20 protein-coding genes and 1 pseudogene are annotated in these 20,417 nt (G+C 69.8%); 13 read left to right on the top strand and 8 right to left on the bottom strand.

Annotated elements, in window-relative coordinates; all coding sequences use genetic code 11:
- Positions 1 to 6: 6 nt before the first annotated feature.
- The 3 genes from ligD to QFZ47_RS15195 form a co-directional block, all read right to left on the bottom strand.
- On the bottom strand, positions 7 to 903 hold the full coding sequence (ligD, locus tag QFZ47_RS15205; protein ID WP_370880580.1) for a non-homologous end-joining DNA ligase: 897 nt from the start codon (positions 901 to 903) through the stop codon (positions 7 to 9).
- 11 nt (positions 904 to 914) lie between these two features.
- Positions 915 to 1,964, bottom strand: coding sequence for a non-homologous end joining protein Ku (gene ku / locus QFZ47_RS15200; RefSeq protein WP_307656420.1), 1,050 nt, complete (start codon positions 1,962 to 1,964; stop codon positions 915 to 917).
- A gap of 82 nt (positions 1,965 to 2,046) precedes the next feature.
- Entirely contained in the window at positions 2,047 to 3,060 is a 1,014-nt protein-coding gene (locus QFZ47_RS15195) for a M14 family metallopeptidase (RefSeq protein ID WP_307656419.1), read from the bottom strand.
- Between the two features lie 190 nt (positions 3,061 to 3,250).
- Between QFZ47_RS15195 and QFZ47_RS15190 the strand changes: the two genes are divergently transcribed.
- Complete coding sequence (locus tag QFZ47_RS15190; protein WP_307656418.1) at positions 3,251 to 3,523, top strand: hypothetical protein; 273 nt, start codon at positions 3,251 to 3,253, stop codon at positions 3,521 to 3,523.
- A gap of 10 nt (positions 3,524 to 3,533) precedes the next feature.
- Here QFZ47_RS15190 and rpe read toward each other — a convergent pair whose 3' ends face one another.
- Positions 3,534 to 4,229, bottom strand: a complete 696-nt coding sequence (gene rpe, locus QFZ47_RS15185; protein WP_307656417.1) for a ribulose-phosphate 3-epimerase — start codon at positions 4,227 to 4,229, stop codon at positions 3,534 to 3,536.
- 72 nt (positions 4,230 to 4,301) lie between these two features.
- Between rpe and apaG the strand changes: the two genes are divergently transcribed.
- The 4 genes from apaG to QFZ47_RS15165 all read left to right on the top strand — a co-directional run bounded on the left by apaG (position 4,302) and on the right by QFZ47_RS15165 (position 9,370).
- Complete coding sequence (gene apaG / locus QFZ47_RS15180) at positions 4,302 to 4,697, top strand: Co2+/Mg2+ efflux facilitator ApaG/CorD (protein ID WP_307656416.1); 396 nt, start codon at positions 4,302 to 4,304, stop codon at positions 4,695 to 4,697.
- 235 nt (positions 4,698 to 4,932) lie between these two features.
- Entirely contained in the window at positions 4,933 to 6,906 is a 1,974-nt protein-coding gene (gene tlpB, locus QFZ47_RS15175; RefSeq protein WP_307656415.1) for a transporter-like protein TlpB, read from the top strand.
- The gene (locus QFZ47_RS15170; protein ID WP_307656414.1) at positions 6,903 to 8,174 is read left to right on the top strand and encodes a cation:proton antiporter; all 1,272 of its coding nucleotides are present in this window, start codon (positions 6,903 to 6,905) and stop codon (positions 8,172 to 8,174) included. Before tlpB ends, QFZ47_RS15170 begins: the two co-directional genes overlap by 4 nt.
- Positions 8,171 to 9,370 (top strand): YbdK family carboxylate-amine ligase, encoded by a 1,200-nt coding sequence (locus QFZ47_RS15165; protein ID WP_307656413.1) that lies wholly within the window; start codon positions 8,171 to 8,173, stop codon positions 9,368 to 9,370. The genes QFZ47_RS15170 and QFZ47_RS15165 overlap by 4 nt, the downstream gene beginning before the upstream one ends.
- A 2-nt stretch (positions 9,371 to 9,372) precedes the next feature.
- On the opposite strand, the pseudogene QFZ47_RS15160 reads toward QFZ47_RS15165, so the two are convergent.
- Positions 9,373 to 10,349: pseudogene (locus QFZ47_RS15160) on the bottom strand (GlxA family transcriptional regulator).
- Positions 10,350 to 10,454: 105 nt separating this feature from the next.
- On the opposite strand from QFZ47_RS15160, the gene QFZ47_RS15155 reads away from it, so the two are divergent.
- Positions 10,455 to 11,084 carry an isochorismatase family protein gene (locus QFZ47_RS15155; protein WP_307656412.1) on the top strand — a complete coding sequence of 210 codons (630 nt, stop codon included), beginning with the start codon at positions 10,455 to 10,457 and terminating at the stop codon, positions 11,082 to 11,084.
- Positions 11,085 to 11,109: 25 nt separating this feature from the next.
- Positions 11,110 to 12,069, top strand: a complete 960-nt coding sequence (gene thiL, locus QFZ47_RS15150) for a thiamine-phosphate kinase (protein WP_307656411.1) — start codon at positions 11,110 to 11,112, stop codon at positions 12,067 to 12,069.
- 113 nt (positions 12,070 to 12,182) lie between these two features.
- On the opposite strand, the gene QFZ47_RS15145 is transcribed toward thiL, so the two are convergent.
- Positions 12,183 to 13,643, bottom strand: a complete 1,461-nt coding sequence (locus QFZ47_RS15145; protein WP_307656410.1) for an MFS transporter — start codon at positions 13,641 to 13,643, stop codon at positions 12,183 to 12,185.
- A 177-nt stretch (positions 13,644 to 13,820) separates the two neighbouring features.
- On the opposite strand from QFZ47_RS15145, the gene QFZ47_RS15140 reads away from it, so the two are divergent.
- The 4 genes from QFZ47_RS15140 to QFZ47_RS15125 are packed head-to-tail and all read left to right on the top strand — an operon-like array spanning position 13,821 to position 15,714.
- Positions 13,821 to 14,348, top strand: a complete 528-nt coding sequence (locus QFZ47_RS15140) for a phosphatidylglycerophosphatase A family protein (RefSeq protein ID WP_307656409.1) — start codon at positions 13,821 to 13,823, stop codon at positions 14,346 to 14,348.
- Positions 14,349 to 14,355: 7 nt separating this feature from the next.
- A complete protein-coding gene (locus QFZ47_RS15135) occupies positions 14,356 to 14,898 on the top strand; it encodes a CinA family protein (protein ID WP_307656408.1) in 543 nt (180 codons plus the stop codon).
- A 1-nt stretch (position 14,899) separates the two neighbouring features.
- Complete coding sequence (locus QFZ47_RS15130) at positions 14,900 to 15,403, top strand: nuclear transport factor 2 family protein (RefSeq protein WP_307656407.1); 504 nt, start codon at positions 14,900 to 14,902, stop codon at positions 15,401 to 15,403.
- Positions 15,400 to 15,714 (top strand): GNAT family N-acetyltransferase, encoded by a 315-nt coding sequence (locus QFZ47_RS15125; protein WP_307656406.1) that lies wholly within the window; start codon positions 15,400 to 15,402, stop codon positions 15,712 to 15,714. The genes QFZ47_RS15130 and QFZ47_RS15125 overlap by 4 nt, the downstream gene beginning before the upstream one ends.
- Here QFZ47_RS15125 and QFZ47_RS15120 read toward each other — a convergent pair.
- On the bottom strand, positions 15,704 to 16,891 hold the full coding sequence (locus tag QFZ47_RS15120) for an MFS transporter (RefSeq protein WP_307658947.1): 1,188 nt from the start codon (positions 16,889 to 16,891) through the stop codon (positions 15,704 to 15,706). The two genes, QFZ47_RS15125 and QFZ47_RS15120, sit on opposite strands and share 11 nt — an antisense overlap.
- Positions 16,892 to 16,937: 46 nt before the next feature.
- The gene (locus QFZ47_RS15115) at positions 16,938 to 17,720 is read right to left on the bottom strand and encodes a UPF0149 family protein (protein ID WP_370880579.1); all 783 of its coding nucleotides are present in this window, start codon (positions 17,718 to 17,720) and stop codon (positions 16,938 to 16,940) included.
- A gap of 55 nt (positions 17,721 to 17,775) precedes the next feature.
- Between QFZ47_RS15115 and QFZ47_RS15110 the strand changes: the two genes are divergently transcribed.
- Together QFZ47_RS15110 and QFZ47_RS15105 are read left to right on the top strand one after the other, a co-directional pair.
- The gene (locus tag QFZ47_RS15110; RefSeq protein ID WP_307656405.1) at positions 17,776 to 19,503 is read left to right on the top strand and encodes an FMN-binding glutamate synthase family protein; all 1,728 of its coding nucleotides are present in this window, start codon (positions 17,776 to 17,778) and stop codon (positions 19,501 to 19,503) included.
- Positions 19,500 to 20,417, top strand: coding sequence for a BUD32 family EKC/KEOPS complex subunit (locus tag QFZ47_RS15105; RefSeq protein ID WP_307656404.1), 918 nt, complete (start codon positions 19,500 to 19,502; stop codon positions 20,415 to 20,417). The genes QFZ47_RS15110 and QFZ47_RS15105 overlap by 4 nt, the downstream gene beginning before the upstream one ends.

The raw sequence follows: 20,417 nt of genomic DNA, 5'->3' as shown, positions 1-20,417 counted from the left end.
GGGGCCTCACGCGGGCAGGAATCCGAGCATCTCCATGGCATCGCGAAGGCCGGTGCGGCTGCGCTCCATCGCGTCCCAGGGCGCGTTGCCGGTGGCCAGGCGCGGGCCGATGTTCGCCACCGTCCAGTGGGCGGCGCTGTCCAGGTCGGGCAGCTCTTCCCAGGCCAGCGGCACCGACACGCCCATGCCCGGGCGCGCGCGCGCCGACCATGCGCTGGCCGTGGTGGCGCCGAAGCCGTTGCGCAGATAGTCCACGAAGATCCTGCCCACGCGGTTGCGCGGCCCGCTCTTGGCCACGAAACGCCCGGGAACGGTGCGCGCCAGGTGCTCGACGATGGCGCGCGAAAAGCCGCGCACCTCGTCCCAGCCGAACTGGCGCCGCAGCGGCACCACCACGTGCAGTCCCTTGCCGCCGCTGGTCTTGAGGAACGAAGGCAGGCCGAGCTCGTCGAGCAGCACGTGCACCAGCAGCGCCGCCTCCTGGATCTGCTGCCAGTCGATGCCTTCGCCGGGATCGAGGTCGAAAGTCATGCGGTCGGGCTTGCCGAGGGCGCGCGAGGTGGCGTTCCAGGTGTGCAGTTCGACGGTGTTGAATTGCGCCGCGCCGACCAGCGCCTGGGCGGTGTCGATCTGCAGCAGCGGGTCGTGGCCCGGGTCGAGCGCGGGATCGAGCAGCTTGATGCCCGCGATGTCGCTGTGCTGCGCATGCTTCTGGAAGAACAGCTCGCCGCCCACGCCATCGGGCGCGCGCACCAGCGCCACGGGGCGCCCCTTCAGATGCGGCAGGATCAGCGGCGCAACGCTCGCGTAGTAGGCGGCGAGATCGCCCTTGGTGAGGCCGCTGGCGGCATCGATCACGCGCTCCGCGTGGGTGATGCGCGGCGCCTCCTTCGTCGTGCTCATTCGATGGGCGCTCATGCCGCGCGGCGCCGGGCGGTGGCGGTCTTGGCCGCGGTGCGCTTGCGTGCGGCGCTGCCGCTGCCGCTGCTGCTTTTTGCGGTGCTCTTGCCATGGGCCCTGGACTTGGCCTTGGGCTTGGCGCTTGCGGGCGCCTCTTTCTGCGCATCTTCCTGCGCATCTTTTTCGTCTTCATCGCCGGCCTTGCGGGCCGTGGCCGCCTTGCCGCCGCCACCACCACCCTTGCGCAGGCTGCGCTGCAGCAGCTCGGTCAGGTCGATGATCTTCGCGCCGCGGCTCTCGAGGGCCTGGCCTTCCTCGGGTTCGATCTGCGTCACGGTCTCGGTCTGGCCTGCGGCCACCTTGCGGTCGACGAGGCGCAGGATCTCGTCCTTGAACTCGTCCTTGTAGTCGTCCGGGTCCCAGTCGGCGCTCATGTCCTCGACCAGCTGCTCGGCCATCTTGATTTCCTGCTCGCGCAGCCCCGCCTTCTTCGCATCCTCGGAAGGCAGCGGCAATTCGGTCCAGGGCCGGATGTCGGCGCCCCAGCGCAGCAGGTTCAGCACCAGTCCCGGGCCCACCGGCACGAGCGCGGCCAGGTGCTGCTTGGTCTGGATCACCACGCGTGCCACGCCGATGCGCTGGCTGCGCTGCAGCGTCTCGCGCAGCAGCGCATACACCTTGGCGCCGCGGTTGATGGGCGCCACGTAGTAGGGGCGCTCGAGATAGACGAACGGAATGCCGTTGGCGGGCACGAAGCTCTCGATCTCGATGGTCTGCGTGGTCTTGGGGTAGGCGTCGGCAATTTCCTTGTCGCTCAGCACCACGTATTCGCCATCTTCGTATTCGATGCCCTTGACGATGTTCTCGCGCGCGATTTCCTTGCCGGTCTTCTTGTTGATGCGTTTGTAGCCCACCGGGTCCATCGTGCGCTTGTCGAGCCAGTCGAAGTCGATGCCGTGGTCGGTGGTGGCCGAATACAGGGCCACCGGGATGTGGACGAGGCCGAAGCTGATCGCGCCCTTCCACAGGACGCGCGGCGCGGGGGCCTTTTTCGAGATAGCCATGGATGGACACACTCCTTCAGCCTCGAAACTCTGCCCCCCGCGCCATGTGCGATGTAGGAGCGCGGCGGCGCCTGCCGTAGGTTCAGGCGGCGCCGGCCGAGCCGGTGGCCGCGGGCCCGAGCACGCGTTCGCTCGGATGCGCGAAGTAGAACCACTCGGCGCCCGGCAGCGCCAGCGCGTTGGGGAAGACGATGAACCCGTCGTCCGGCGCGCTCACCAGCGTGCCGTCGTGGCGCATGCCGATGGGTTCGCCGCGCTGCACCGCATCGAAGGTGGCCCAGTCGCGCACGAAGCTGTCGTCCTCGTGCAGCCGGTCCGTCACGCTCGCCAGGCGCAGCAGTTGGGGCGGCCTGGGCGGTTCCGCCACCAGGCCCTGGGGCAATGCTGCCATGCCGAGCAGTGCGAGCGCGCGGCGGATGGCGCGCCACGCAACTTCTGGCGCCTGCGGGTCCTGGTGCTGGCCGCATTCGAGCGTGACGCCGTAGCCGCCGCAATTGCGGATGTATTCGTTGGTGCCGCGGCCGAAGTCGAGCGCGCCCTCGCCGACTTCGGCGCCCGCGGAACGCTGCGCGAGCCCGGCGGCATAGATGTCGAGCCAGCCCTCGACCACGATGGGCGTGCCCAGGTGCAGCGCAAGCAGCCCTTCCTCGCCGGCGCGCGCGAAGGGCTCCAGCGCGCCGGTGTTGTCGCGCGGGCCGATCATCGCGAAGGCCTCGCCCTCGCTCTGGAAGGAATGCAGGTCGAGCAGCACGTCATGCCGTTCGATCAGCGGGCACAGCACGTTGGTGACCCGGTCTTCGTAATCCGCGGGCTCCGCGCTGGGCTTGAACAGGCGGTTGAGGTTGCGCTCGCCCTCGCGCTGCAGGCGCCGCCGCGCCAGCGGATTGGCGACCGGCACCAGCGTGAGCTGCCCGCGCCGCAGCCCGAAGGTGCCGCCATCGAGTTCGGCCAGCACGCGCTCGATGCCCGCGGTGCCGCAGGTCTCGTCGCCATGCACCCCGCCCAGCACGAGCAGCCGCGGACCGGGGTCCAGCGCGGCGAAGGTGTGGATGCGCAGGCTGTCGGCCACGGTGGCGGCAAGAGGATCGGAGGACATCCCGGCGATTATTGCGGAGGCCTTCCCCTGTGCGCAAAGCCGCTGCCCGTTTTCATGGCCGTGGTGCGCCTCGGGGCTCGCCGCGCAGCGCCTACAGGGCATGCCTGGGCTGTCCTACCGGCTGCGGTCCGGGCGCCATGCAGGCTCATGGCCGATACATGAAAGACAGACACCGCGAAGGAACAGCGCCATGAGCAGCAGCAAGCCCCGCACCAAGGATCCGGTCGAACCGAGCGACCCGCTGCGGGACGCCGGCGGCGGCCATACCAAGACCGAGCAGGGCGGCGATTCGGCGCCGCGCCTGCCGCACGAGCGCGACGAGTCTTCCGACAGCCAAGAGACACAGGACGGGCAGCCGCCCGAGGTCGGCCGCAAGGGCCACGAGGACATCGAGCGCGGCCGCGTGGACACCGACCGCGGGCCGGAGACGGACCGCGTCTACAACGACAAGGTCAAGCGCTGACCCGGGATTCTTATTTGCGGCCCACGCCCGCGAGCTGGTCGCGCATGGACGAGATCACCGCCGCGTAGTCCTGGGCGTTGAAGATCGCGCTACCCGCCACGAAGGTGTCGGCGCCGGCCGAAGCCACGCGCGCGATGTTGTCCACCTTGATGCCGCCGTCCACCTCCAGGCGGATGTCGCGGCCGCTCTGCTCGATGCGCTTGCGCGCGAGTTCGATCTTGCGCAGCGCCGAATCGATGAAGCTCTGCCCGCCGAAGCCGGGGTTCACCGACATGATCAGGATCAGGTCGATGTCGTCGATCGCCCAGTCGAGCGCTTCCAGGCCCAGCCCCGGATTGAACACCAGCCCCGCCTTGCAGCCCGCGCCCTTGATGGCCTGGATGCTGCGGTTCACGTGCGGCGAGGCATCGGGGTGAAAGCTGATGTAGTCGGCACCCGCTTCGGCGAAAGAGGCGGCCAGCGCGTCGACCGGCTGGATCATGAGGTGCACGTCGATCGGCACCGGCTCGCCGTCGGCCGTCTTGGCGTAGGGCTTGAGCGCCTTGCAGATCATGGGGCCGAAGGTCAGGTTCGGCACGTAATGGTTGTCCATCACGTCGAAGTGGATCCAGTCGGCGCCGGCGGCGATGACCTTGGCCAGTTCGTCGCCAAGGTGGGCGAAATCGGCCGAAAGAATGGAAGGGGCGATGCGGAACGGCGTGCTCATGCCGCCGATTGTCGCAGCCGCCGGAAAACCCGCAAAGCAGTGCAACGGAAGGCGCCAGTTACCATCGCGCGCATGTCACAGAGCCCCATCCGCGTCCAGGTCGAGCCGCGCTATCTCGCGGACCAGTCCTCGCCCAAGGACAAGATCTACACCTTCGCCTATACCGTCACCGTGACCAACACGGGCGAGACGAGCGCCCAGCTCATTGCCCGCCACTGGCTCATCAACGACGCCTCGGGCCATGCGCAGGAGGTCAAGGGCCTGGGCGTGATCGGCCAGCAGCCGCTCTTGGCGCCGGGCGAATCGTTCCGCTACACCAGCGGCTGCCGCCTGCAGGCGCCCAGCGGCACCATGCACGGCAGCTATTTCATGGTGACCGAGGACGGCGAGCGCTTCGACGTGCCGATTCCGATGTTCGTGCTGGAGGCGGACATCGGCGGGGCACCTGTCTCGCGCGTATTGCACTAGTACTCCCCCAGGCTTCGCGCACTTCGTGTCGCTTCTCCCTCCCCCTCGCCGGGGGCAACACCGGAGGCCCGGCGAAGCCGGTTCCTCGGTGGCACTTGGCTCGCCCCCAGTCTTCGCGCACTTCGTGTCGCTTCGCCAACCCCCTACCGGGGGCAACACCAGCGGCCCGGCAAAGCCGGTTCCGCGGTGTTTCTGGTCTGATTCCTTTTTTTGTTCCTGTTTCTTTGTTCTTTAAATGGCTGCTGCATCGCTTGACCTGCAGGGGCTGCTGGCCCGGCTCGATCCGACGGCGGACGTGGCGCAGCGCCACATCTGGCTGATCGGCGTTTTCGACTGGCTGCGCGGCGACCGTGCGTCGCCGCAGGCCGCGGTGGGGCGCGTGTCGCTGCTGCTCGATGCGATCGAGGCGCGGCCCGAGCTGCGAGAGCGCCTCTGCGCATGGTGGCGCGCCTTCACGCAGGCGGTCGACCTGACTGCGCTGCTGGCGGACTACGGCTTTGCGCCGCGCACCGCCTTCGTGAGCGAACTCACCGAACGGCTGCGCCGCAAGATCCTGCCCGGCACGCCTGAAACCACCGACGCCTCGGATCTCTTTCGCATGGTGCTGCCCGGCGTGTTCGATGCGGGCTGGATCGCGCTGCTCGATGAAACGCAGCTCGCGCGCATCGGCGACCTGCTGGCCGACGCCGCATTGGACGGCGACGGCACCCCGCGCTGGCGCCACACCGTGATGGACGCGGTCACCTATTGCAGCAGCCAGGTGGTCGCGGCGGGCTTCTCGCCCGAGCTCCGCCTGCGCACCAGCGCGGAGCACCACGAGACGCGGCCGTTCCACACGCTGATGTCCGACCTCGACGAGTTGCGCGAGCAAGCCTTCGCCGAGCCGCGTGACGAAGACGCGCTGCAGGCCGCGTTCGTGACCTTCCGCGACCGGCTCGACGCCTGCCGCGCCAGCGCCTCCTCGGTCTACACGCACCTGGAGGACAACGGCATCTCGGTCGGCCTGGTGTTCCGGCTGCGCCAGCTGCGCGAGCGGGTGCTGCGCATCCGCGAACTGCTCGACTGCCTGATCTCGCCCGCATCCGCGCCCAGCGTGGCGCGGCTGGTGGGCCGGCTGGTGCTGGCCGGCGGCGAGCGCAACAGCATCCGCGCGCTGATCGCGTCGAACTCCTCGATGCTCGCGGCCAAGGTGACCGAGCGCAGCGCCGAAACCGGCGAGCACTACATCACGCGCGACCGCGCCAGCTACCTGCAGATGGTGCGCAAGGCCGCGGGCGGCGGCGCGCTCACCGCGCTGACGGTGCTGCTCAAGTTCGGCATTCTTGCGCTCGGCCTGTCGGCCTTCTGGAGCGGGTTCTGGTCGGGCCTGATGTATGCCGCCAGCTTCGTCGCGATCCAGCTGCTGCACCTGACGCTGGCCACCAAGCAGCCCGCGATGACGGCGCCCGCCATGGCGGCGCGGCTGCGCGACATCAAGACCGACGCCGCGGTGGCCGATTTCGTCGACGAAGTGGCCAACCTGGTGCGTTCGCAGGTGGCGGCCGTGCTGGGCAACGTGGGGGTGGTGGTGCCCGCGATGCTGGCGCTCGCCCTGTTGGTGCAGTTCGCGCTCGGCCGGCCGTTGCTGGACGCGTCGCATGCCGCGGCCACGCTGCAATCGCTCTCGCTGGCGGGCCCGACCGCACTCTTCGCGGCCATGACCGGCGTGCTGCTGTTCGCGGCCAGCATCGTCGCGGGCTGGACAGAAAACGCCTTTGTCCTGCATCGTCTGGACTCCGCCATGCGGTACAACCCTCGCATCGGCGCTTTTCTGGGTGCCGCCCGCGCCCGCCGGTGGGCCACCTTCATGCGCACGCACATATCGGGCTTTGCCTCCAACATTTCGCTCGGGCTCATGCTCGGCCTGCTGCCCGCATTCGCGGGTTTCTTCGGGCTCGGGCTGGACGTGCGCCACGTGACACTGTCGGCCGGGCAGATCGCGGCCGCCGCGGCCTCCACCGGCATGGCGGTGCTCCAGCAGCCCGCGCTGTGGTGGGCGGTGGCGGCCATCCCGGTGATCGGCGCGCTCAATGTGAGCGTGAGTTTCTATTTCGCATTCCGGCTGGCGCTGCGCGCGCACAGCGTCAGCCTGGGTGACCGCGCACGCATCCGCAGCGCCATCCGGGCGCGCTGGCGCAGCCGGCCCATCAGCTTTTTTCTACCTGCATGAATCTGACGAGTCTCTTCAACGATCTGCTGGGCTTCTGGTCCGAGTGGCTGCGCCCGTCGGCGGGCCTGCCCACCGTGCTGTGGTCGCTGCTGCTGGCCGCCGCGGCGGCCTCGGGTCACCTGGTGCAGCGCTACCTGGGGCTGCCCAAGGTGGTGGGCTATTCGATGGTCGGCGCGGTGTTCGGCCTGGCCGGCTTCGAGGGCGCGATCTGGCCGCTGCGCGGCATCAGCCTGTTCCTGCTGGAGCTCGGCGCGGCCGTGGTGCTGTTCGAGGCCGGCGGCCGGCTGCCGCTGCGCTGGTTCCGCCACAACCCGATGGTGCTGGTGCAGAGCCTGCTCGAAGCCACGCTCACCTACTTCGGCGTGTTCTGGATGCTGCAGCTGCTGGGCCTGCCCGATCCGGTGGCCAACCCCATTGCGCTGATGGCCATCGTCGCCTCGCCGGCGGTGCTGAGCCGCGTGATCATGGACACCCGCGCCTCGGGCCCGGTCACCGAGCGCGCCATGACGCTGGCCACGCTCAACACCTTCTACGCGCTGGCGCTCGGCTATGCGCAGGCCGGCCTGATCGAGCGCGCGCCGCAGACCCTGCTGCAAAAGCTCTATCCGGTGGCGGTGGTGCTCGGCCTCTCGTTCGTCGTCGGCGGCATCCTGGCGCTGGCGCTGCGCACGGCCCTGCGCTTCATGAGCCCCACGAGCGAGAACACCTCGATCCTGCTGCTCGCGCTCATTGCGGCCGCCAGCGCCCTCACGGCCCATGTCGGCGGCTCGGCACCGCTGGCGGCGCTGATCGGCGGGGTGCTGCTCAAGACGCTGAACCCCAAGCCCTGGGCCTGGCAGCGGCAGCTCGGCACGGCCGCATCGCTGCTCACCATGCTGATGTTCGTGCTGGTGTCCATCGTCGCGGCGCAGGCCGACTGGACGCTGCCCGTGGCCAGCGTGGTGCTGGCGGTGATCGGCATCCGCCTGTTCGCCAAGATCGCCGGCGTGGCCATTGCCAACCCGGGCAGCGGCGCCAGCTGGAACCAGGCCTTCTGGGTCGGCTGCGCGATGTCGCCGCTGTCGTCGATCGCGCTGCTCATCGCATCGAACTTCACCACCGCGTCGCCGCTGCTCGGCACCATGATCACGCAGGTGGCCCTGCCCTCGATTCTCCTGATGGAAGTGATGGGCGCCGTGCTCGCCACCGTGGCCATCCATGCGGTGGGCGAAAGCTCGGTGCCCTGGACGCCCCAGGCCTTCAGCACCACGGAGGACACGCAGCGATGACCGCGGCCATGGCTTTTCCCGACAGCGACGACTTCCGCTCCGCCGCGCTGCCCGCGGACCCCGCGAGCCGCGTGGTCAAGCTCGAACCCTTCAACCGCTCGGAAGCGCTGTCGCTCGGCGTGGAGCTCGAACTGCAGCTCGTCAATACCCACGACTACGACCTGGCGCCCTATGCGGAAGACATGCTGCGGCTGATGGCGCAGACCCCGCTGCCCGGCAGCGTGGTGCCCGAGATGACCTCGAGCATGATCGAGATCTCGACCGACATCTGCCATTCGGCGCAGGACGTGATCACGCAGCTCTCGCCGATCCGCGAAGCGCTGATCCGGAACGCCGACAAGCTCAACATCGCGGTGGTGGGCGGCGGCACGCATGCGTTCCAGCAGTGGCACGAGCGGCGCATCTACGACAAGCCGCGCTTTCGCGAGCTGTCCGAGCTCTATGGCTACCTGAGCAAGCAGTTCACCATCTTCGGCCAGCACGTGCACATCGGCTGCCCCGATGCCGACTCGGCCTTGCTGATGCTGCACCGCATGTCGCGCTACATCCCGCACTTCATTGCGCTGTCGGCCTCGTCGCCGTTCGTGCAGGGGCAGGACACGCAGTTCGACTCGGCGCGGCTCAACTCGGTGTTCGCGTTTCCGCTCTCGGGCCGCGCACCGTTCACGCTGAGCTGGAAGGAGTTCGAAGCCTACTTCGAGCGCATGACCCGCACCGGCGTCGTGCGCAGCATGAAAGACTTCTATTGGGACATCCGGCCCAAGCCCGAGTTCGGCACCATCGAGATCCGCGTGTTCGACACGCCGCTCACGGTGGAGCGCGCGGCCGCGCTCGCAGGCTACGTGCAGTCGCTGGCCGCATGGTTCCTGCAGGAGCAGCCCTTCGAGCCGACGGAAGACGATTACCTCGTCTACACCTACAACCGCTTCCAGGCCTGCCGCTTCGGGCTCGACGCGGTGTACGTGGACCCGGCCAGCGGCCAGCACATGCCGCTTCGCGACCACATCCTCATGACCATGACGCAGCTCGAATGGCACAGCGAGGCGCTCAACGCCACGCAGGCGCTCGGCGAACTGCGCACCAGCGTGGAAGCCAACCGCAACGATGCGCGCTGGCTGCGCGAGAAGCAGGGCAAGGAGCGCCTGCTGGCCGAGGTGGTGCGGCAGGCGGCGCTGCGCTTTCGCGGCGGGGCCTAGGCTCAGGCCACGGCCGCTTGGGAGAACTGCCTGCGGTAGGCCGTGGGCGACACCTTGAACGCCGCCGCGAAGTGCTTTCGCAGCGATACCGCCGAGCCGAAGCCCACGTCGCCGGCCACGCGCTCCACTGGACGGTCGGTGGTCTCCAGCAGCCGCTGCGCCAGCGCCAGGCGCTGGTTCTGCAGCCATTGGCCGACCGTGGTGCCGGTGGCTTCGCGGAAGCGCCGCGTGAAGGTGCGCCGGCTCATGAGCGCGCGCCTGGCGAGGCTGTCCAGTTCATGCGGGCTCTGAAGATGCCGCCCCAGCCATTCGAGCAGCGGCGCAAGGCGATCGCCGTCGGCCGCGGCGGGCATATCGGCTGCCGGATGTACTGCGCCTGCCCGCCCTGGCGGTGCGGCGCGACCACCATGCGCCGCGCGGCACGGTTCGCAGCCTCGGCGCCATGGCGCACGCGCAGCAGGTGCAGGCAGCAGTCGATGCCCGCGGCCGTGCCGGCCGAGGTGAGCACGTCGCCGTCGTCGACATACAGCACCTCGGGCTGCAGCCTGACCTTCGGATATTGCCTTGCAAAGGCTTCAGCCAGATTCCAGTGCGTGGTGGCCGGGCGGCCATCGAGCAGGCCCGCCTCGGCCAGCACGAAGGCGCCCAGGCACAGCCCGACCACGATGGCGCCGCGCCGATGCGCCGCCTGCAGCGCGCGGATCAGCGCCGGCGGCGCGGGCCGGCCGTCGTCGCACCATGAGGGCACGATCACGATCTGCGCCCTCCGGATGGCTTCGAGCCCGTGCGGCACCACGAGCGTGAAGCCCGCGTTGGTGCGCAGCGGGCCCGGCTCGGTGCCGCACACCTGCAGGCGAAAACGCGGGTCGCCCGCTTCCGTGCGGTCTTCGCCGAAGACCATGCACGGCACCGACAGGTGAAAGGGGCTGATGCCGTCGAAGGCGACGACGGCGATGGTTTCCGCGGGTTTTCTGGCCATGGCCCGATCTTATCGATGAATGGCTTTCGGGCCACTTTCCCGCACGGACTCCAGCGCGAAGAATCGAGTCATTCCAAACCACTCGCAACCACGGAGCCATCCACCATGAGCAACCACCCCGCACCGCGCCGCGCCCTCGTCGTGATCGACGTGCAGAACGAATACTTCGAAGGCGGCGGACTGCCCATCGAGTACCCGCCGGTCGAAATCTCGCTGCCGAAGATCGCGCAGGCCATGGACGCAGCCCGCGCGGCCGGCACGCCGGTGGTCGTGGTGCAGCACCACGCACCCAAGGGCGCGCCGGTCTTCCAGGCCGATACGCACAACGGCCAGCTGCATCCTGAAATTGCCAGGCGGCCGCACGATCACCTGGTCACCAAGACCTTCCCGAGCGTCTTCACCGGCACCGACTTCGCCGACTGGATCACGCGCCACCAGATCGACACGCTCAGCGTGGCCGGCTACATGACCCACAACTGCGATGCCTCCACCGTGTTCGAGGCCATGCACCGCGGCCTCCACGTGGAATTCCTGTCGGACGCGAGCGGCGCGCTGCCTTACGCGAATGCGGCCGGGCAGGTCAGCGCCGAGGAAATCCACCGCGTCTTCAGCGTCGTGTTCCACAGCAACTTCGCGGCCGTGGCAACCACCGAGGCCTGGATTGCCGCGCTGCAGGCCGGCCAGGCGATCGAGAAGGACAACGTGGTGATGTCGAACCGGCGCGCACGGGGCTGAGCGGTTCAGCGCTTATGCTCGCCCCATGGGTGAATTCGACCTGATCACACGCTATTTCCAGCGCCCCGCCACGCGCTCCCCGCTCGGCGTGGGCGACGACTGCGCATTGCTCGCACCGGCCCCCGGCATGCAGCTTGCCGTGTCCTGCGACATGCTGGTCGAGGGCCGGCACTTTCTCTCGACCGTCGATCCCGCGCGGCTCGGCCACAAGGCGCTGGCGGTGAACCTCAGCGACCTCGCGGCCTGCGGCGCAAAGCCGCTGGCCTTCACGCTCGCGCTCGCGCTGCCCGGTGTCGACGAGCCCTGGCTCGAAGATTTTTCGCGCGGCCTGTTCGCGCTGGCCGACGAACATGGCTGCGAGGTCGTGGGCGGCGACACCACGCGCGGCCCGCTCAACATCTGCATCACGGTGTTCGGCGAGGTGCCGGCCGGCGCGGCGCTGCTGCGCTCGGGGGCGCGCGTGGGCGACGACATCTGGGTCAGCGGCACGCTCGGCGACGCACGACTCGCGCTCGAAGCGTTCCGCGGCACGCTCGCGCTGCCCGCCGACGTGTTCGCGCAGGCGCGCAGGCGCATGGAGCAGCCCACGCCGCGCGTGGCGCTGGGCCAGGCGCTGCGCGGCACGGCTTCCTCGGCGGTGGACGTGAGCGATGGCCTCGTGGGCGACCTGGGCCACATCCTCGCGTCGAGCAAGGTGGGCGCCACGCTCGACGCCGACGCGGCCACGGGCCTGATCGCCGCCGCCGCGGCCTCCGGCCTCGGCACCGAGATCCTGCGCACCTGCGCGCTCTCGGGCGGCGACGACTATGAGCTGGTCTTCACCGCACCGCCCGCCGCGCGCGCCGCGGTCGAACAGGCCGGCAAGGAAAGCGCCACGCGCGTCACGCGCATCGGCCGCATCGATGCCGAAGCAGGCCTTCGTATCGTGGACGCCGGCGGCGCGCCGATATCACAGCGCTTCGGCTCGTTCGACCACTTCGTCTGATCAGGAACCGCAGAGCATCGTGTGCGTCTTGCGCTGGGCCGCGTTGATGGCCTTCGAGTGGCCATTGAGTTCCTGCAGGTTGAGCTGCGCCTGCACGGCCGGATCGCTCACGATCACCGGCGCGCGGCAACGAAGCGCGCGACCAGCCACGCCGCCAGCGCGGGCGCGAACGCGAATCCCGCGAACAGCCAAGCCGCGGCGGAGCGCGCACCCGCCGCGCCGCCCGGCTCGCTGAGGCCGGCCGCGTTGACCACCAGCCCCGCCACCGCCGCGCCCACGGCCATGCCGTAGAGCTGCACGGTCGTGATCGAGGCCGAGGCCAGGCCTTCCTGCCCGGCGGGCGCCAGCGACATCACGCGCGTGACCAGGTGCGGCCATCCGATGCCCACGCCCAGCCCCACGGCCGCCAGAGCCATGGCGGCCAGCAGCATCTCGAGCCCCGGCGCAAAGCGCCCGGGCGCCGGCAGCAGCAGCGCGAGCGCCGCAAGCCCCAGCGTGCAGGCCACCGGCCCGGCGCGCAGCATGCGGTCGGCGCCCGCGCCGCTGCGCCCCGACGACAGCAGCGAGCCGGCGCTCCAGCCGCCGGCCATCGCGGCCGTGAGATAGCCGGCCGACAGCGGCGAATGGCCATGCAGCAGCTGCAGGAAGTACGGCACGAAGATCTCGGTGGTGGTGCCGACCAGGAGCAGCACCACGCTCGCATAGATGGCGCCCATCGGCGTGCGCAGCGCATAGGCGCCGGCGGGCAGCAGCCGCACCGCGGCGCGCCGGTCGATCCGCGTGGCGGCCACGCCGAGCGCGAGGCCCAGCGCCACGCCAACGGCCTGCCAGGCGAGCGCAGACAGGAACTCGCTGGCCGCAATCACCAGCACCGAGGCCGCCAGCAAGCCGATCTGCAGCGCCGCAATGCGCGGCATGGCCGCCGGCCGTTCATGCCGCACGCCGGCCGCGGGCCGCAGCTGCACCGCGACCAGCAGCGCCTGCACCGCAGCCAGCGGCAGCAGCGACCAGAAGGCCCAGCGCCAGTGTCCCGCCTGCGCGAACAGGCCGCCCACCGCGGGCCCGCAGAGCGTGGCCACGCCCCACATGCCCGACACCAGCGCCACTGCGCGCGGCCACAGCCGCGGCGCGAACACCCGCTGAATCAGCCCATAGCTCAGGGCCGCGAGCAGGCCGCCGCCCAGCCCCTGCACCGTGCGGCCCGCGAGCAACCAGTGCATGGCCGGCGCCAGCGCGCAAGCCATCGAACCCGCGCTGAAGACCACGAGCGCCGCCAGGCAGGCGCCGCGCGGACCCAGCCTCGCAAGCAGCCGCACCGACAGCGTGGCGCCGAGGATCGACCCCACCACGAACAGTGTGGTGCTCCAGGCATACCAACCGAGCCCGCCGATCTCGTTCACCACCGACGGCAGCACGGTCGTCACGATGTGCACGTTGACCGCGTGCAGCGCAACGCCGCCCGTGAGCGCCAGCGCGCGCCAGCCGCTGCGTCCGCTGAACAGCTCGCTCCAGTTGGCCGCGGGCGCAGCGGGCAGAAGAAGCGAGGCAGAGGAATTGGATGAGGCAGCGGGCATGTGGCGCGGTCCGTGGCGGACGACGGGTGGCAAAGCAAGGCCCGGATACTAGGCCGGCTCCTTGAATTAAACAAGCTATTGCTTTGATAAATAGAGGAGAAATAGCGGGACTGGGACAACCCCTCGAATGCGCGACACTCTGGCCTGATGCAAGCCGCTACTTCCTCCGCAGGCCCCATGCCGCAAGCCACGCCCCGCCGCCCCACGATCGGTTTTCTTTTGTCCCATCCGGCGCACTTCATCGCCATGGGCTTCGGCTCCGGGCTGCCGCGCCTGGCGCCCGGCACCGTCGGCACGCTCTGGGCCTGGGCCGCCTTTGCCGTGATGCAGCTGTGGTTCGCGCCCGCGACCATCGGCTGGATCATCCTGGCCTCGCTGCCGATCGGCTGGTGGGCCTGCAGCATCACCGCGCGCGACATGGGCGTGGCCGACCCGGGCAGCATCGTGTGGGACGAGGTGATCGCGTTCTGGATCGTGCTGTGGCTCGTCACGCCGGCCGGCCTGCTCGCGCAGGCCATCGCGTTCGGCCTGTTCCGCTACTTCGACGCCGCCAAGCCGGGGCCGGTGGCCTGGGCCGATGCGCTGTTCAAGCAGCGCGACGCCGCCGAGGTGCGCTGGTGGCGTGCCGGCTTCGGCATCATCCTCGACGACCTGGTGGCGGCGTTCTGCACGCTGCTGGTCATCGCGCTCTGGCGCGCATGGTGAACTTTTGATGGACCCTTCGACCCCGCCCAATTTTTCCGCCGACCAGGACACGCCCGCGCTCGTCGTGGCCACGGCTGAACTGCTGCTGAAAAAGGGCTGGATGCTGGCCACGGCCGAAAGCTGCACCGGCGGGCTCATTGCCGGCGCATGCACCGAGCTCGCGGGCTCCAGCGCATGGTTCGAGCGCGGCTTCGTCACCTACTCGAACGCGGCCAAGACCGAACAGCTGGGCGTGGATGCCGCGCTGATCGAAGCCTATGGCGCGGTCAGCGAGCCCGTGGCGCGCGCCATGGCCGAAGGGGCCATCGCGCGCTCGGCAGCGCGCGCGGCGGTGGCCGTGACCGGTGTGGCCGGCCCCACCGGCGGCAGCCCCGAAAAACCGGTCGGCACCGTGTGGTTCGGCTGGTCGGTCGACGGGCAGGTCCGCACCGAGCGCCGCCGCTTCGAGGGCGACCGCGCCGCGGTGCGCGCGGCCACCGTGCACTACGCTCTGCAGACACTGGTGGTCCTGCTCGGCGCGCACCCCGGCACAACAACAAAGGCCTCATGACATGACATCAGCAGCCGCGACCGCCAATGCCCAGACCATCGAACGCCTCTACGAGGCTTTCTCCAGGCTCGACGCCCCCGCCATGGCCGCCTGCTATGCCAGCGATGCGGCGTTCGACGACGAGGCCTTCTCGCTGCGCGGGCGGCGCCACGTGGGCGGCATGTGGCGCATGCTCTGCGACGCCACCCGGGCCAAGGGCGCCGACGTCTGGCGCCTCCGCTGGCGCGACGTGCACGCCGACAACACCAGCGGCCAGGCCCACTGGGACGCGCACTACCGCTTCAGCGCCACCGGCCGCCTGGTCGACAACAGCGTCGACGCGCGCTTCGGCTTCACGTCCGACGGGTTGATTGCCACGCACCGCGACAGCTTTGACTTCTGGACCTGGTCGCGCCAGGCGCTGGGCGCACCGGGCCTGCTGCTCGGCTGGACGCCAATGCTGCGCAACAAGGTGCGCGCCACCGCGGCCGCCAATCTCACCACTTATCTCGCACGCCAACTATGAGCAACAGCAACCTAGTCATCACCAACAACGAAGCCCAGCACCGCTACGAAGCCGCGCTCGAGGGCCAGCTCGCGGCCTATGCCGAATACAACCTGCTGACCGACGCCATCATGTTCACCCACACCGAGGTGCTGCCCGCGCACGAGGGCAAGGGCGTGGGCTCGGGCATTGCGCGGCATGTGCTCGACGAGGCGCGCGCCAGGGGCCTGCATGTGATTCCGGTGTGCCAGTTCATCGCGGGCTACATCCGCAAGCACCGCGAATACGCCGACCTGGTGCGGCCCGACATCCAGCGCGCCTTCAAGATCTGAGGGCTTGTGCCTTGGGCGCGGGCAGCCACGCGAAGGCCGCGATGCCCAGCACCAGCAGCGCGGCGATGGTGGCCAGCACGGCCGTGAGCGGGTCGCCGCCATGCGCCGCGGCCACCGAGGCCGCCACGCCGGTACCCCACTGCATGAGCGCGACGCCAAGGAACATCGCCATGGTGAAGACCGCCATCGCGCGGCCCGTGAGCGTCGCCGGATAGGCCACGCGCACGTCGGCGTACTGCCAGACGATGAAGCCCGAGAGCACGCCGATCAGCACCATGCCGCCAATGTCCAGCCAGGCCGAGCGCGTGAAGGCGATGAGCGCGAACAGGGCCGCATAGCCGAGCGCGCAGACCACGATCCAGCGGCGGCGCGCGGCCCCGTCGCGGTCGAAGCGGCCGAACAGCGGCGCACCGAACAGCGAGATCACCGACACCGCAATGGCGACATTGCCGCTCTGCACCAGCGAGTAGCCGTGGCGCTCCATCATGAGCGGCCCGAGCCAGAGCCCGCGCAGCGAGATGAAGGCGGCGTAGGTCACGGCGCCGAGCACCACGATGCCGAGCGTGTGCGGCATTGCGAGCAGCGCGCCGAACTGGCGGATGGCCTCGGGAATGGACTCGTTCGCCTTCGGCACCGCCGAGGCGGGCTCGCGCACCCAGCGCCAGATCGCAAGCCACGCCAATGCCGAGGCCACGGCCAGCACCAGGAAGCCCGCGCGCCAGGAGTACGCCTGCACCAGCCACGCGAGCGGCGTGCCGGTGGCCAGCATGCCGAGGCCGCCGATGGCCAGCACCAGGCCCGAGACGGTGGCGAAGCGCGCGGCCGGAAAGTACCGTGCGATGAACACGGTGCACACCAGGAAGGCCGGCGCGCAGCCGATGCCGATCAGCGCCTGCCCCGCCACCAGCACCGGGTAGCTCGGCGACAGCGCCGACAGCAGCGCGCCCGCGATGGCGACCGGAAAAGCCACCAGCACCGTGCGCCGCACGCCATGCAGGTCGATGCCGATGCCCATGAAAAGCTGCATCGCGCCAAACGCGAAATGAAAGGCGCCCGAGAAAATGCCCAGCGCCTGGGCCGACAGCCTGAAGTCGGCCTGCAGCGGGCTCGCCATGATGGCGCCCACGGTACGGAAGGCCTGGCTCAGCGCCACCCCGGCGCACAGCGCCAGCACCATGACCCACGCCGCGCGTGGCGTCAGCCGTGCGCCGGCAGAGCCGCTGTCAGGCACCGTGGCACTTCTTGTATTTTTTTCCGCTGCCGCAGGGGCAGGGGTCGTTGCGGCCGGGCGTGGCTTCCTTGCGCACGGTCTCGACCTTCGGCCCCAGGCTCTTCCAGAGCTGGCGCAGGTCGTACACGGCCCAGATGGCGGCGCCGAAATCGTCCAGCCGCTGCTGGCTCACGCTCGGCGGGCCGTCGTCGCTGAACATCGAAAGCGTGGGCTTGGCCTTGTCGTCCTCGGTCAGCGCCACGATGTTGTCGAGCGCGTCGTCGAGCATCTGGGCGGCTTCCTTGTCGCGCGGCGGGGCCCAGTCCTCGGGCCAGTTCTCGACCGCGTACATGAAGCCCAGCGCCCAGACCTGCGCGAACGAGGGAATTTCCTCGCCCGCCACCTCGGCGCGCTCTTCCTCGGGCAGCGAGGCAATGGCGCCGCGGGTGTCGAGCACCTCGGGCTGCCAGCTGCGCTCGTCGTCGAGCGACTGCACGTCGGCGTCCAGGCCTTGCTCGATTTCGAGCCAGCGGCGCTTCCAGTTCCAGACGAACTCCATGTGCTGGGCCGGCACGAAGCCCTCCCCCAGCAGCACGGGCCAGTATTCGGCGGGCTCGATGGACCGGCGGGTGCAGATCAGCGCGGCCATGAAGCCTTCGCAGAACTCCCACTGGGGAATTTCCTCGTCGTGCTCGCGCATGGCGTCCAGCGCTTGGTCGAGGGCGTCGAAATCGTCGGGACCGAGGGGGGCGGCGGCTGGCGCTGCGGCCTGTGGGGTGTCGTTGGTGTTCATCATGGCAAGTTCGGGGCAGCCCTCTATGATGCAGCAGGCTCCGGTCGACCCTATTTCTATGCCCACGATTATTCCGTTCCCGACGCGCTACAGCGCTTTCGCCCTGTGCGTGGTCGGCCTGGCGGCCTGCATCGCCTTGGTGCTGGTGTCGCCCCACCTGTGGCTGGCCTGGGTGGGCGTGGCCGTCTTCGCGGCCCTTTCCGGCACCGGCGTGCACGACCTGCGGCAGGCGCGCCACGCCATCCTGCGCAACTATCCGGTCATCGGCCACCTGCGCTTCCTGCTCGAATTCATCCGGCCGGAAATGCGGCAGTACTTCATCGAGAGCGATTCCGAAGCGGCGCCGTTCTCGCGCGCGCAGCGCTCGCTGGTGTACCAGCGCGCCAAGGGCGAGCCCGACAACCGGCCCTTCGGCACGCAGCTCGACGTGACCATCGCGGGCTACGAGTGGATCAACCATTCGATGCAGCCCACGAAGCTCGAGAACCACGATTTCCGCATCGTGATCGGCGGCACGCCGCATACCGCCGACGCGAATCCGCCGCCATCGGGCGCCGCCGGGGCGGCGTCCCACCATCCCTGCACGCAGCCGTACAGCGCGAGCGTATTCAACATCTCGGCCATGAGCTTCGGCGCGCTGTCGGCCAATGCGATCCTCGCGCTCAACCAGGGCGCGAGGCTGGGCGGCTTTGCGCACGACACCGGCGAAGGCTCCATTTCGCAGCACCACCGCGTGCATGGCGGCGACCTGATCTGGGAGATCGGCTCGGGCTACTTCGGCTGCCGCAACGAGGACGGCACGTTCAACGCCGAGCGCTTCAGCGCCAATGCGCGCGATCCGCAGGTGAAGATGATCGAGATCAAGCTGAGCCAGGGCGCCAAGCCCGGGCACGGCGGCGTGCTGCCCGCACCCAAGGTCACGTCCGAGATCGCGGCCGCGCGCGGTGTGCCGATCGGCATCGACTGCGTTTCGCCGTCGTCGCACAGCGCGTTCGCCACGCCCATCGAGATGATGCATTTCGTCGCCAGGCTGCGCGAGCTTTCGGGCGGCAAGCCGACCGGCTTCAAGTTCTGCCTCGGCCATCCGTGGGAATGGTTCGCGATCGTCAAGGCCATGCAGGCGACGGGCATCACGCCCGACTTCATCGTGGTGGACGGCGCCGAAGGCGGCACGGGCGCCGCGCCGGTCGAGTTCAGCGACCACGTGGGCGCGCCGCTGCAGGAAGGCCTGCTGCTGGTGCACAACACGCTGGTCGGCGTGAACCTGCGCCACCGCATCAAGCTGGGCTGCGCCGGCAAGGTGATCACGGCCTTCGACGTGGCGCGCATGATGGCGCTGGGCGCCGACTGGTGCAATGCGGCGCGCGGCTTCATGATGGCCCTGGGCTGCATCCAGGCGCAAAGCTGCCACACCGGCCACTGCCCCACCGGCGTGACCACTCAGGACCCGCTGCGCCAGCAGGCGCTGGTGGTGCCGACCAAGGCCGAGCGCGTGCGCAACTTCCACCGCAGCACGCTGCATGCGCTGCAGGAGCTGGTGCAGGCCGCCGGCCTCGACCATCCGCAGCAGATCACGGCGCACCACATCGTGCGGCGCATTTCCGACACCGAGGTGCGCCTGTTGAGCAACCTGGTGATGCAGGTGCAGCCGGGCGCGCTGCTCGGCTCGCTCGACAAGCAGCACAACGTGTTCCGCACCTACTGGCCGCTGGCCAGCGCCGAGAGCTTCCAGCCCCTGACACAGGGGCCGCACGGCCTGGTGTCGAATCTTCCGCTGGCCGCATGAACCCCTTGCGACGCGGCGCTTCGACGCGGCTGCACAGCGCCAAGGGCGCGGCCTCCGCGCCCGCGCCGCTGGACGCGCAGCCCTTCGCGCCGGCGCCCGGCGACTACGCCGAGTTCCTGCGCCTCATGCTGCCCAAGCAGCAGAAGAACGTGGCCAGCCACCGGCTGGGCAGCGAGCGCGTGTGGCTCAAGAAGGCCGGTCCGCGGCACGGCAAGTGGGGCTACCGCGTGATGGCGGCGGTCGCGCGCATGGCCCGGCTGGACATCATCAAGCCGGTGCCCAACCCCGGCGGCGAGGCCGCCATCGCCACCGAGGCGCGGCGCCTGCGGCAGCTCGCAGCCGCCGGCCTGCGCGTGCCGGCGGTGCTGGCGCAGCAGCCCGACGGCCTGCTGATCTCAGACCTCGGCCAAAGCGGCCGCGCCACCGTCGTGCTGCAGGAGCGGCTCGACCATGCGGCCGCGGCCGGGCCGGCCGCGCTGCTCGCAGTGTGGCGCGAAGGGCTGGCCGCGATCGCCGTCGTCCACGTATGCGGCCAGCACCTGAGCCAGGCCTTCGACCGCAACCTGGTGCAGTGCCCCGACGGCGTGATCGGCTACATCGACTTCGAGGACGATCCGTCCGAGGTCATGACCCTGGCCGAGTGCCAGGCCCGCGACTGGCTCAGCTACCTGCACTCCACGGCCATGATGCTGGAGGCCGCCGCGCCCGAAGCCGCCGGCCAGCACTGGCACGCCGCGCTGGTCGAGGTGGACGCAGAAGTGCGCGGGCGCATCGCCGAGGCGGCGCGGCGCATGAAATGGGCGCAGAAGCTGCCCGCGAGCCGGCGGTGGGGGCGGGATACGCAGCGTGTGCGCGCGGTGGCGCGGCTGCTGGGGCGCTGGCACCTGGCGCCGCCCGCTGCGCTCCAGAACTAG

Source organism: Variovorax paradoxus, from assembly GCF_030815975.1.
In the GTDB taxonomy this organism is placed as follows: domain Bacteria; phylum Pseudomonadota; class Gammaproteobacteria; order Burkholderiales; family Burkholderiaceae_C; genus Variovorax; species Variovorax paradoxus_N.
The sequence above is the reverse complement of the archived record's forward strand: the minus strand, read 5'-3'. Positions and strand labels throughout refer to the sequence as shown.